At 54.8% G+C, this 12,377-nt stretch carries 11 protein-coding genes, 1 pseudogene and 1 riboswitch; of the genes and pseudogenes, 7 read left to right on the top strand and 5 right to left on the bottom strand.

Annotated features, from left to right (window positions below; translation table 11 throughout):
• Nucleotides 1–23: 23 nt before the first annotated feature.
• Nucleotides 24–713: a dipeptidase PepE gene (gene pepE, locus K7B04_RS03510; RefSeq protein ID WP_163447574.1), complete on the bottom strand. Its 690-nt coding sequence runs from the start codon at nucleotides 711–713 to the stop codon at nucleotides 24–26.
• 214 nt (nucleotides 714–927) lie between these two features.
• Here pepE and K7B04_RS03505 point away from each other — a divergent pair.
• The 3 genes and pseudogenes from K7B04_RS03505 to rluF all read left to right on the top strand — a co-directional run bounded on the left by K7B04_RS03505 (nucleotide 928) and on the right by rluF (nucleotide 2,589).
• A pseudogene (locus K7B04_RS03505) lies at nucleotides 928–1,286 on the top strand (type II toxin-antitoxin system RelE/ParE family toxin).
• A complete protein-coding gene (locus K7B04_RS03500) occupies nucleotides 1,276–1,593 on the top strand; it encodes a helix-turn-helix transcriptional regulator (RefSeq protein ID WP_163447561.1) in 318 nt (105 codons plus the stop codon). The pseudogene K7B04_RS03505 and the gene K7B04_RS03500 overlap by 11 nt, the downstream one beginning before the upstream one ends.
• Nucleotides 1,594–1,716: 123 nt before the next feature.
• On the top strand, nucleotides 1,717–2,589 hold the full coding sequence (gene rluF / locus K7B04_RS03495; protein WP_163447560.1) for a 23S rRNA pseudouridine(2604) synthase RluF: 873 nt from the start codon (nucleotides 1,717–1,719) through the stop codon (nucleotides 2,587–2,589).
• On the opposite strand, the gene K7B04_RS03490 is transcribed toward rluF, so the two are convergent.
• The 3 genes from K7B04_RS03490 to rtcR form a co-directional block, all read right to left on the bottom strand.
• Nucleotides 2,586–2,858 carry a DUF3811 domain-containing protein gene (locus K7B04_RS03490; protein ID WP_064546605.1) on the bottom strand — a complete coding sequence of 91 codons (273 nt, stop codon included), beginning with the start codon at nucleotides 2,856–2,858 and terminating at the stop codon, nucleotides 2,586–2,588. The two genes, rluF and K7B04_RS03490, sit on opposite strands and share 4 nt — an antisense overlap.
• Nucleotides 2,859–2,998: 140 nt before the next feature.
• Nucleotides 2,999–3,925 carry a ketopantoate/pantoate/pantothenate transporter PanS gene (gene panS, locus K7B04_RS03485; protein WP_163447559.1) on the bottom strand — a complete coding sequence of 309 codons (927 nt, stop codon included), beginning with the start codon at nucleotides 3,923–3,925 and terminating at the stop codon, nucleotides 2,999–3,001.
• A gap of 235 nt (nucleotides 3,926–4,160) precedes the next feature.
• Nucleotides 4,161–5,741 carry an RNA repair transcriptional activator RtcR gene (gene rtcR, locus K7B04_RS03480; RefSeq protein WP_223803495.1) on the bottom strand — a complete coding sequence of 527 codons (1,581 nt, stop codon included), beginning with the start codon at nucleotides 5,739–5,741 and terminating at the stop codon, nucleotides 4,161–4,163.
• Between the two features lie 451 nt (nucleotides 5,742–6,192).
• On the opposite strand from rtcR, the gene K7B04_RS03475 reads away from it, so the two are divergent.
• Complete coding sequence (locus tag K7B04_RS03475; RefSeq protein WP_223803494.1) at nucleotides 6,193–7,320, top strand: slipin family protein; 1,128 nt, start codon at nucleotides 6,193–6,195, stop codon at nucleotides 7,318–7,320.
• An 8-nt stretch (nucleotides 7,321–7,328) separates the two neighbouring features.
• Nucleotides 7,329–8,114, top strand: a complete 786-nt coding sequence (locus K7B04_RS03470; protein ID WP_223804115.1) for a nucleotidyltransferase domain-containing protein — start codon at nucleotides 7,329–7,331, stop codon at nucleotides 8,112–8,114.
• Nucleotides 8,115–8,200: 86 nt separating this feature from the next.
• Here the strand turns inward: K7B04_RS03470 and lysC are convergent, their stop codons facing one another.
• Nucleotides 8,201–9,550, bottom strand: a complete 1,350-nt coding sequence (lysC, locus tag K7B04_RS03465; protein ID WP_223803493.1) for a lysine-sensitive aspartokinase 3 — start codon at nucleotides 9,548–9,550, stop codon at nucleotides 8,201–8,203.
• Nucleotides 9,551–9,665: 115 nt separating this feature from the next.
• A riboswitch (Lysine riboswitch) is annotated at nucleotides 9,666–9,863 on the bottom strand.
• 244 nt (nucleotides 9,864–10,107) lie between these two features.
• Here lysC and pgi point away from each other — a divergent pair.
• Both pgi and yjbE read left to right on the top strand, forming a co-directional pair.
• Nucleotides 10,108–11,757: a glucose-6-phosphate isomerase gene (gene pgi, locus K7B04_RS03460; protein WP_163447555.1), complete on the top strand. Its 1,650-nt coding sequence runs from the start codon at nucleotides 10,108–10,110 to the stop codon at nucleotides 11,755–11,757.
• A gap of 336 nt (nucleotides 11,758–12,093) precedes the next feature.
• Nucleotides 12,094–12,339 carry an exopolysaccharide production protein YjbE gene (yjbE, locus tag K7B04_RS03455; RefSeq protein ID WP_163447554.1) on the top strand — a complete coding sequence of 82 codons (246 nt, stop codon included), beginning with the start codon at nucleotides 12,094–12,096 and terminating at the stop codon, nucleotides 12,337–12,339.
• The last annotated feature ends 38 nt before the right edge of the window (nucleotides 12,340–12,377 follow it).

Here is a 12,377-nt window from a genome sequence, read left to right as displayed (position 1 = left end):
CACGCCGACCCCGGGTTTATGGCTCAGAAGCGGTGCCCTTCCTCCAGCGCTACGGCTTCCTCACCCGCTTTAAATACGTAGGTCGTGCGCGGCCCGCCAAGCGTCGCCTCGCCGTTAGCCACCTCAATCCAGTTGCCTTCCGGCAGACCAATCACCGTTAACTCCGGCGCGACAACCAACAGCTCGCGAATGCGCTGTTCGCGGGTTTCGCCTTTATGCCCTTCGGGCAACGCATTGGTAAAGTGCGGGTTAATCTGTAGCGGGAACAGACCGAGCGCGTCAAAGCCCTGCGGGTCGACAATGGGCATATCGTTGGTGGTGCGAATGGTCGGACAGGCGAGGTTAGCGCCCGCGCTCCAGCCGATATACAGCGCCCCGCGTTTGACCACGTCGACAATCGGAGCCAGTAGCCCGCGCTGACGGCTCTCTTTGAGCAACTGGAAGGTGTTGCCGCCGCCGACAATGACCAGCTCGGCGTTTTCAATCGCTGAAACCGGATCGGCCACGGTATGAATGCCGGTGACCGATACGCCCAACGGCGCCATCACGGCCGCGGTTTTCGTGGTGTATTCATCCCAGGTCTGCGTCACGCCAGCAAACGGAATAAACACCGCGCGACGGCGGCCATTGAGCCGCGCCTCAATCAGCGGCAGCGCGTGTTCCAGCCAGGCTTTGCCCGGCAGCGTTGAGTTACTCAGCAGAAGCAGTTCCATCATTTCTCCCATTCATTAGAAAATTATCAATCGACGCAGGATGTTACCATCCTGAGCCCGATCGCTTACTGATGCAGTTCACGATGTTGCAGTAGATAGTCTGGAAGACGCCTCGCAGATTGTCATTGTGACCCATGCCGTACCTGGATCGTTGATTTATTCTCCTGCTAAACAATGGCTATTTATACCTATATGGATATAATCAGGAGGCGGGATGGCAAAACCGCTTTATTGGGTTGGGCAGTCCAGAAAGGATCTGCGAATGATGCCCGAACATGTACAGGATACGTTTGGTTTTGCGTTATGGCTTGCTCAGCAGGGGAAACAACATCCCCAAAGTAAACCTCTGAAAGGGTTTGGTAGCGCAGGCGTGATCGAGGTTGTCGAGGATTTTCACGGTAATACCTGGCGCGCGGTTTACACCATAAAATCAGAGGGGCGGTATACGTACTGCACGCTTTCCAGAAAAAGTCTTCGTCGGGTAAAGCAACGCCCAAGCCTGACATCGATCTTATTTACCAACGGCTAAAGGCCGCTCAGCGACACGCGCAGGAGAGTTTAAATGGCACATGAAGTCAAAATGAGTCGCGGCAATATCTATGCCGATCTCGGCGCAGATGATGCCGATGAGATGTTGCTGAAGGCACAGCTTGCGTTAGCTATCAGCGAGATCCTACAAAGTAAAAAACTGACCCAGCAGCAGGCGGCGAAAATACTCGGTATGACGCAGCCTAAGCTTTCTAATCTGCTGCGTGGTCAATTTCGTGGGATCAGCGAAGCAAAAATGCTCGAATGCCTGGTAAAACTCGGACGTGATGTCGAGATCGTGGTGGGGAAAAACAGCGTTGAGCATGGATCGCTGAAAGTCAGCTTTAGCTAAGCCCCTGGCATCTGCTCTGGCAAACGCCGCTGGTCCACTGTGGCGCGATATCGCAACGATTTGCAGTGGGCTATTTTTTCTCACCCGCAAGGTGAGGTATATTTCGCTGCCAAAGGAGAACTTATGCTGACAGACTCATCAACCCGATTAAATAAATATATCAGCGAAAGCGGTATCTGCTCGCGCCGCGAGGCGGATCGCTTTATTGAACAAGGCAACGTTTTTATCAACGGTAAGCGCGCCACGATAGGCGATCAGGTGAAGCCGGGCGACGTTGTGAAAGTCAACGGTCGGTTGATTGAGCCGCGTGAAGCGGATGATTTAGTGCTGATTGCGCTGAATAAGCCTGTCGGTATCGTCAGCACCACCGAAGACGGCGAGCGTGACAACATCGTCGACTTCGTTAACCATAGTAAACGAATCTTCCCGATTGGCCGTCTGGATAAAGACTCCCAGGGGCTGATTTTCCTCACCAACCATGGCGACCTGGTCAATAAGATCCTGCGCGCGGGCAACGACCACGAAAAAGAGTATCTGGTCACGGTCGATAAGCCCGTCACCGATGATTTTATTCGCGGTATGGGTGCGGGCGTACCGATTCTCGGCACCGTGACGAAGAAATGTAAGGTGAAGAAAGAGGCGCCGTTTGTCTTCCGCATCACCCTGGTGCAGGGGCTGAACCGGCAGATTCGCCGCATGTGCGAACACTTTGGTTATGAAGTCACTAAGCTTGAGCGTACGCGCATTATGAACGTTAGCCTGACGGGGATTCCGCTGGGCGAGTGGCGTGACCTGACGGACGATGAACTCATCGATCTCTTTAAACTGATTGAAAACTCTTCTTCCGAAGCCAAACCAAAAGCGAAAGCTAAACCGAAAACGGCGGGTATTAAGCGCCCGGTGGTGAAGATGGAAAAAACCAGCGATAAGCCAGCTCGCCCGGCGGGTAATGGTAAACGCTTCACCGCGCCGGGACGTAAAAAGAAAGGGCGTTAACGTCTGCCGCGCGTCGGCGTATTCGCCGACCAGGAGAACGAACTTTCGGAATCCGGTTTATAAGCCTGCTGTTTCTTCAACTGGCGGGCTTTTTTTGCGTCTGCTTCACGCTGCACCATCAGCTTATCGATGTACTCCTTTTTCACGCTGTTGGTCTCTGCGTTGGTCAGCGGACGACCATGCGCAATGCGCGCGCGGTCGAGCAGCGTTTTCAGCTCGCGCTGTTCGCGCTCGGTCATCTCTTTTTGCGTAATGCGGGGGAGTGCCATAGGGGTGCCCTCTGTCGGATGGTGCAACCAGTGTACGGCAAAGGTGAGAGGCTGTGTAGGCCGGATAAGGCGTTTACGCCGCCATCCGGCAATGTGCTTGCAGTGTGCCCGATGGCGCGACGCTATCGGGCCTACAGCGGTTATTGTTGTTTTTTCTTCTCGATAGGCTTCCCGGACCAGTATCCCGCCAGCAGCGAACCCGACAGGTTATGCCACACCGAGAACAACGCGCCAGGCAGCGCCGCCAGCGGCCCGAAGTAAATTTTACCCAGCGCGGCGGCCAGCCCGGAGTTTTGCATCCCGACTTCAATCGCCAGCGTGCGGCAGGTGGACTCATCGAAGCCAAACAGTTTCCCGCCCCAGTAGCCGCCGAGCAGGCCAATGGTGTTGTGCAGAATCACCGCGATAATCACCACGAAACCAACCGAGGCAATATGCGAGGCGGAACCGGCAACGACCGCGCTGATGATGGCCAGAATACAGACCATTGAGAAGGCGGGGAGATAGGGCTCTACCGCTTTCACCACGCGCGGGAACAGGTGATGAATCACCAGACCGAGCGCAATTGGAATCACCACAATTTGCAGAATGCTCAGCAGCATACCCATGACATCGACCTGAATATGGGCATCCACATACAGCCGGGTCAGCAGCGGCGTGGCGACCACGCCAACCAGCGTGGAGACCGACGAGATGGTGACGGACAGCGCCACGTCCCCCTTCGCCAGATAGATCATCACGTTAGACGCCGTTCCGCTGGCGACGCTGCCGACCAGCACCATCCCGGCAGACAGCTCCGGCGGCATATGAAAAATCAGCGCCAGCAGCCATGCGGCGAGCGGCATCACCAGATAGTGCAGGAAGATCCCTGCCGCAACCGGCGCAGGACGTGACAGTACGCGCTTAAAATCGTCCACCTTAAGATGCACGCCCATGCCGAACATAATCAGCATCAGCAGTGAGGGAACCAGCGGCCCAATAGGCGTAAAGGTGGTTGGCGTGAAGTAGGCAATAACAGAGAGCAGCAGCGCCCATAACGGGAACAGCCGGGTGATAGCGGTGAGCATATTGTATTCCTTGCGATTATACACTTCATCCTTCAAGTTGCCTCTGCGTTGGCTGCGCTCTCTCACCCCAGTCACGTACTTATGTACGCTCCCGGGGATTCGCTCGCTTGCCGCCTTGATCCAACTCGAATGATTTTGTGTATATTGTTGTTGTGTTGTTATAAAAAAGCCGGGTTCGAGCCCGGCTATAGTTATTATTTATCGTGTGTTCGAATTTTATTCAAACAAATTATGTTCATGTTCCAGAATGCAGGCTTTCCCAACTCAGCCCAAAACGCGCCAGATATTTGCGTAAGCGGTCAGCGTCATTCGGATTGGTTTTTTTCTGCCGGGAGACGGCAAACAGCTCGCGACCCGCTTCGGATAGCGATGCGCTACGGCGACATACGTCGAGCACAGTTTCTAACTGGCGTCGGTCAAACAGGTCAATTTCTCTTTCCAGCACTGGGGACGATACCGCTATCTGCCAGCTCTCCTGCAAGAGCAAGATCTCTTCTTCAACCAGCGCTAGCGTGATGCGCCCCTGCTCGGCTAGTGTGGCCATGCGCGCGATGGAGGAGCTGAGCTCACGGAAGTTGCCGCGCCACTGCGCCTGAGCTGAACAGGCGAAGGCCAGATAGCGCTCGCGGGCCTCTTTATCAAAGCGAATTTGCGTCTGTTTGAGGCTGGAGAAGCGCTGTAGTTCGTACTCAATATTGGGGGCAATATCTTCCCGCCGCTCTGCCAGGCCGGGCAGGGTAAAGCGCCACATATTGATACGTGCGTAGAGATCTTCCCGGAAACGGCCTTCTGCCACCCATTGCTGCATATCGCGATGTGTACCGGCGATCAGCTGGAAATCGCTGTGAACCTCTTTATCGCTGCCAAAGGGGAAAAAGGTTTTTTCCTCAATGGCTTTCAGCAGCATTGCCTGTTCATCCAGCCCCAATTCGGCGATCTCATCCAGAAATAACACGCCGCCATCGGCTTCACGTAATAGCCCGCTGCGTGGGGTTAGCGCCCCGGTAAACGCCCCTTTGACGTGCCCGAATAACGTCGACATCGCATTGTCTCCACGAAGGGTGGCGCAGTTGACCGCCACCAGTTTTCCCGCGACGAGATGGCGTGATTGACGTAGCTGGAATATCCGTTTCGCGAGGAAAGATTTCCCCGCCCCGGTGGGGCCGGTCAGCAGAATCGGATCGGTGGAGCGAAGCGCCACCCGTTCGATGCGGTCGATGAGTTTATTGAAGGTCGCGTTGCGGGTATCAATCCCGTCTTTCAGAAAAGAGATCGACTGCGCTTGTTCACGTTGGAAGCGGCTGGTCAGGGTGGAATAGCGGTTTAAATCCAGATCGATAACCGAACAGATGCCTGCGGCGACGGCCTCATCGGATGAACCACTCGGTGCCGGGCTGGATTGCAACAAGCAGGCCGGAAGATAGCGAGCCTCCGTGAGCAGGAACCAGCAAATCTGCGCCACGTGGGTACCGGTAGTGATATGTACCAGGTACTCTTCGTTTTCGGTATCAAACTTATAGCGGGTTGCGAAGTCGAGGAATGCGGCGTAAACCTCTTCAAAATCCCATGGATCGTTAATCGTCACGGCGTGAGACTGTACGTGGGTATGAGGAGATAGCAAGGCAACATCTTCCATCAGCCTTTGCGCCATGCTCTCATCGCGCGGTTGATAGAGTAGCTCCAGCCGGTCGATGGGGAAATCCGGCTGTTGGCAGATCCCGACCGTGGGGCGCCATTTTTTGAACCGATTTGCCCGTTTACCGCGCTTATCCAGCACCGTTCCCAGCACGCCAATGACTACCCGCCGTTTTTTCATGATTTATCCAAAAGAATAAGCTTCGATATCTAAAGATAAAAAACCAGCGTAAGTCTGGCAATCACCAATACAGGTAATAAAAATAAAATGATTGTTAATCAGATGGTTAGAAAATAATTTCGTTAATGTCTCTTTCTGGCACGCTTCTGGCAATACCTGATATGTCAACAACGCTGAAAACGCAGGGGGTTAAACCTCGCCGGCGCTTCGGAAACGGCAGTGGCTGTATTTCCGACGCGTTCCGTCAGCCGAAGACACACAGTGGGTTCGATTCCCAATTTCATCTTCCAAATGAAAACTGGTTGTTAATCATAGGTATAAATCGAGGTGGTATGTCGTTCGTCCACCTCAAAACAGGCTGCCGGTAATGATGCCGTGCGACAGGCAAAAAGGAATTCCCCTGCCGCTTCGCCCCAGCACCCGCGCCTGACTCACAGTAAGGAAGAAAAGCATGATGAAGAAAATAACCATCCGTAAAGGACAGCTCGGCCTGGTATCCCATAACGGCGATTACCAGCGGGTGCTGGAAGCTGGTGAGCACCGTTTACCTTGGTTTAACACGCCCGATGTGCTAGTGGTGAACACCGATGGCAGTGAAGTACCGGAGGCACTGGCGACCTATTTACGCCGATTCCAGCCTGAGTGGGTAGCCCATTACTGCCTGGCGGTAGATTTAAATGACACAGAAGCCGGTGCGTTGTATATCAACGATATCTTGCACGAGATATTGCCGCCCGCTACGCGCCGGCTTTACTGGCGTGCCGATGAGGCATTAGCGCTGGTTCGTCTGGATACACATCAGGTGCAGGTGCCAACGGAGATTATGAATGCGGTATTGCAACCTCGCCGAAGCGGTACGGTAAAAGGGCGCGAAGCGATATTAACGGTTCAGGTTCCGGCATGGCATGTGGGGGTCCTCAAAATTGACGGCGAGACGCAGGCGCTGCTGCCGCCGGGTCTGACGGCATACTGGAAGGTGAACCATCTGATTGACGCGGAAACGGTCGATACTCGCTTGCAGGCACTGGAAGTAAGTGGGCAGGAGATTCTGACCAAAGATAAGGTCAACCTGCGCCTTAATCTGGCGGCAAACTGGCGGTATCACGATGTGCTGCAGGCGTTTGGGCAACTGACTAAACCGGTAGAGCACTTGTACCGCGAACTACAGTTTGCGCTGCGTGAAGCGGTTGGTACCCGAACGCTGGATGCGCTGCTGGAAGATAAGCAGGTTATTGATGATGTGGTGAGTGCGCAGGTGAAAAAACGCGTCGCACCGTTTGGTATTGAGGTGGCGTCGCTGGGCGTGAAGGATATCGTACTGCCTGGCGATATGAAGACCATTTTATCGCAGTTGGTTGAAGCCGAAAAATCGGCGCAGGCCAACGTGATACGTCGACGCGAAGAGACGGCCGCCACACGCTCGTTGCTGAACACGGCGAAGGTGATGGAAAACAACCCGGTTGCGCTACGTTTAAAAGAGCTGGAAACCCTCGAAAGAGTGGCGGAGCGCATTGATAAAATCTCGGTATTCGGTGGTCTTGACCAGGTTCTCCATGGCCTTGTGAACATAAAAGGATAATAACAATGATGCGAGAAAATGGCGTTGATGCGACGATGCGCGAGCGCGTGTTGCAGCAGCTAAAAGCGGTGGAGCAGCGCGACAATGTCAGGGTGCTGTACGCGTGTGAATCCGGGAGCCGCGGGTGGGGATTTGCCTCGCCAGACAGCGATTATGACGTTCGATTTTTGTACGTCCACCCGCCTGAATGGTACCTGCGCGTTGAGGCTCCACGGGATGTTATAGAGCTGCCCATCGATGATGAACTGGATGTCTGCGGCTGGGAGTGGCGTAAAGCGCTGGGCTTACTCAAAGGGGCTAACCCAACGCTGATCGAGTGGCTGGACTCTCCGATCGTCTACCAGCAGGATGAGGCAACGATTGATGCGTTAAAAGCGCTGGTACCAAAATGGTTCTCTCCGCTGCGAGCACGTTGGCACTACTATTCGATGGCGCGAAAGAACTTCCGTGGCTATCTGCAGGGCGGAGAAGTCAGGCTAAAAAAATACTTCTACGTACTGCGTCCGTTGCTGGCCGTGCGTTGGGTTGAAGCGGGGAAGGGGGTTCCGCCAATGCGTTTTGCAGATTTGCTGGCGGGAAGCGAGCTGGATGCGTCGCTGCGCCAGGAGATAGATGAACTGCTTGAGCGTAAACAGCGTGCGGGTGAAGCGATGTATGGTCCGCGTCGACCGCTGCTACATGCGTTTATCCTGGCTGAACTGGCGCGCGGTGAAACGCCGCCGACGCTGCCTGATAGCCTTGAAGGTGATGTCAGCGAGTTAGATCAATTGCTGATGACTACGGTGATGCGATGAGTGGGATACAGCCCGATGGCGCAACGCGATCGGGCGGGTATCAACAACGGTAAGCCGGACTGGCTCTTTGCTATCCGGCTTTTTTGTTATTCAAACAAATTATGGTGAAGTTTCTGCACCACCTGCTCCGCTTCGGCGCCCGGCACCAGGAAACACAGGTTATGGCTGGAAGCGCCATAGCAGATCATGCGGATGTTGAACGGCTCCAGCACGCCAAACACCTCTTTACCCACGCCGCAGGCTTTCGACAGGTCGTTACCAATCAGCGCGATCAGCGCCAGATTTTCTTCTACCTCGACGCGGCACAGCGCCGACAGCTCCATCAGCAGTGACTGCGTCAGCAGCGTGTCGCCGGTTGAGGTGGAACCCGTGGTGTCGAGCGTCAGCGCGACGCTGACTTCCGAGGTGGTGATCAGGTCCACCGAAATATTGTGGCGCGCCAGGATGCCAAATACCTCAGCGAGGAAACCACGCGAGTGCAGCATGTTCAGGCTGTGCAGAGTCAGCAGAGTCTGCTTGCGACGCAGCGCCAGCGCGCGGAACAGCGGTGGATTAGCGGTTTCGTTGCACACCAATGTGCCACCTGCTTTCGGGTCTTTGCTTGAGCCGACAAACACCGGGATATCACTGCGCACGGCGGGCAGCAGCGTGGCCGGGTGCAGCACCTTCGCGCCGAAGGTCGCCAGCTCGGCGGCCTCTTCAAAAGCGATTTCATCAATACGTTTGGCAGCCGGTACCACGCGCGGGTCGGTGGTGTAGATGCCGGGGACGTCGGTCCAGATATCCACGCGAGTCGCGTGCAGCGCTTCGCCGAGCAGTGCAGCGGTGTAGTCGCTGCCGCCGCGGCCAAGCGTAGTGGTACGGCCCTTGCTCTCGCTGCCGATAAAGCCCTGGGTAATCACCAGTCCTTCGCTCAGACGCGGTGCCAGCTGCTGGGTCGCCAGTTCTGAAAGCGCGGCAACGTCCGGCTCGGCGCGGCCAAAACGATCGCTGGTGCGCATGACTTTACGCACGTCAAACCACTGTGCGGCAACCTGACGTTCACGCAGAATTTCAACGAATAAAAGGGTCGACATCAATTCGCCGTGGCTGACCAGCTCGTCAGTTAGCGCGGTTGAGGTTTCTGCCGAGGCGGCTTCCGCCAGCGCGGCGAGATTTTCCAGCAGACGTTCAATTTCGTCGCGGATCACGGCCGGATTGGCCAGACGTTCCAGTACGGCGTTCTGAATGGCGCGGATAGCGTCCAGCTTCGCCTGACGTTCCGCGGGCTCCAGCCCTTCGGCCAGCGCAACCAGCAGGTTGGTAATGCCCGCCGAGGCAGACAGCACCACGAGACGCACGTTAGCGTCGGAGAGCACCACGTCGGCGCTGCGATTCATAGCGTCAAAATCGGCTACACTGGTTCCGCCAAATTTGGCGACTACTAATGCTGTCATAAATAACCTCGTGTCAGGGGAGGCCGGGTTGATATAAACCGGACCAAATTATTCAGCCTTGGCACAAGGGAAGAGCGGAAGACGGGTGGGCGCAGAGCACTAGACGACTACGATATCACCCAGAAGTGCTCCACCACTTGTGAAACGCGCGACTGCGAACGTTTCTGGTGACAACCCAGGGGATTCAGCCCCTGTAGCCGATGAGGAACGCAACCTGTTGTTCACTCATCTCGGCGTTGCTCCCCCTCAGGTGTTTTCACAGGATGGGTTCCTCCAACACCGTTTACCTGGGCAACGCGCCTCTTCTGGCCTGCGCACGCGCAGGTAGTACATTTATAAATAAAGGGTTAGCAGGTCGCTTGTCAACGCCGGGGTTATGCGGATTTTTCATGCAGGCAGGCGCCCCAGAAATGGGGCTTATAAAGGCTATACTTTTGTCTGTTTTGTGTACGATTTGGTCCCCCAGAGGGGGGATAACATTAAAACCATCACAATTTTTTGTGGCAGGCGCTACAATCGAGGACAGTTTCGATTCTTAAATCAGAAGGGTATTGCTAATGAAAAACATCAACCCAACGCAGACCGCTGCGTGGCAGGCACTACAGAAACACTTCGATGAAATGAAGGACGTTACCATTGCGGAACTGTTCGCCAAAGATGGCGACCGTTTTAGCAAGTTTTCCGCAACCTTCGACGATCAGATGCTGGTGGACTTCTCCAAAAACCGCATCACCGAGGAAACGCTGGCGAAGCTGCTGGATCTGGCAAAAGAGACCGATCTGAGCGGCGCGATTAAGTCCATGTTCTCCGGCGAAAAGATCAACCGCACCGAAGACCGTGCCGTGCTGCACGTGGCGCTGCGTAATCGTAGCAATACCCCGATTATCGTTGACGGCAAAGACGTGATGCCGGAAGTGAACGCGGTGCTGGAGAAGATGAAGACGTTCTCCGAAGCCATCATCTCTGGTCAGTGGAAAGGCTACACCGGTAAATCCATTACTGACGTGGTGAACATCGGTATCGGCGGCTCCGACCTTGGCCCGTTCATGGTGACTGAAGCGCTGCGCCCGTACAAAAACCACCTCAACATGCATTTCGTGTCCAACGTTGACGGTACCCACATTGCTGAAGTCCTGAAAACGCTGAACCCGGAAACCACCTTGTTCCTGGTGGCGTCTAAGACCTTCACAACTCAGGAAACCATGACCAACGCCCACAGCGCGCGCGACTGGTTCCTGGCGAGCGCAGGCGACCAGAAGCACGTGGCTAAACACTTTGCTGCGCTGTCCACCAATGGTAAAGCGGTGGGTGAGTTTGGTATCGATACCGCGAACATGTTCGAGTTCTGGGACTGGGTCGGCGGCCGTTACTCTCTGTGGTCGGCGATCGGTCTGTCGATTATCCTGTCTGTCGGCTTCGACAACTTCGTGCAGCTGCTGTCCGGCGCGCACGCGATGGATCAGCACTTCTCCACCACCCCGGCGGAGAAAAACCTGCCGGTACTGCTGGCACTGGTTGGCATCTGGTACAACAATTTCTTCGGCACCGAAACTGAAGCGATTCTGCCGTACGACCAGTATATGCACCGCTTCGCAGCGTACTTCCAGCAGGGCAACATGGAGTCTAACGGTAAGTACGTCGACCGTAACGGCAACAAGGTTGAACACCAGACCGGCCCAATTATCTGGGGCGAACCGGGCACCAACGGCCAGCACGCGTTCTATCAGCTGATTCACCAGGGCACCAAAATCGTACCGTGCGATTTCATCGCTCCGGCCATCAGCCACAACCCGCTGTCCGACCACCATCCGAAGCTGCTGTCTAACTTCTTCGCCCAGACTGAAGCGCTGGCGTTCGGTAAATCCCGTGAAGTGGTTGAGCAGGAATACCGCGATCAGGGTAAAGATCCGGCAACCCTGGACTACGTGGTGCCGTTCAAAGTCTTCGAAGGCAACCGTCCGACCAACTCCATCCTGCTGCGCGAAATCACCCCGTACAGCCTGGGGGCGCTGATTGCCATGTATGAACACAAAATCTTCACCCAGGGCGCAATCCTCAACATCTTCACCTTCGACCAGTGGGGCGTTGAGCTGGGCAAACAGCTGGCAAACCGCATCCTGCCGGAGCTGAACGATGATAGCGCCGTCGACAGCCACGACAGCTCGACCAATGGCCTGATCAACCGCTATAAATCCTGGCGCGCGTAAGGTTATATATTCTCAATGCCGGCATCCTGCCGGCATTTTTTTGTCAGATAATTCTGTATATCCTGAAATTCCGCATTATATTTATATTGAGCATAATCCTAAATATCCCATTAACTTACCTTCCCTTTCGGATTTTCCGTATATTGCTATTTTTAAAATGTCATTTAATTTGCTGTTTTATATAGTAATTATTATTTGTTAATTCCTGTTTTCTTATTATCTGAAAAACCTTTCTCTTATTTCCGGCGTGCGAATTCCGTTCATTTGGTTGTGTATACTCGATGACGCCTGAATTATTTCAGGTATATCTCCATTCATCTAATGAAGGGAATACGTATGAAGAAAATCCTCTATGGCATTTTTGCCATTTCGGCGTTTGCTGCGGCAAGCGTCAGCGCGGCGCCGGTTGAAACCGGCGAAGCGGCTGGCGTAGCGGCAACGTCTGTGTCTGCCGGGAGTTCAACCGCCACCAGCGCCAGCACCGTGGGTTCTGCGGTCGGTATGGCGCTGGCAGCGGCTGGCGGTGACGGTTCCAATACCGGAACCACGACCACAACCAGCACGACCACCAGTACCCAGTAACACACGGTACTTTAATGCTAACCACACTTCGGTGTGGT

The sequence above is a fragment of the Kluyvera sp. CRP genome, from assembly GCF_019930565.1.
GTDB lineage: Bacteria > Pseudomonadota > Gammaproteobacteria > Enterobacterales > Enterobacteriaceae > Kluyvera > Kluyvera georgiana_A.
This window is presented reverse-complemented; position numbering and strand designations above follow the sequence as displayed.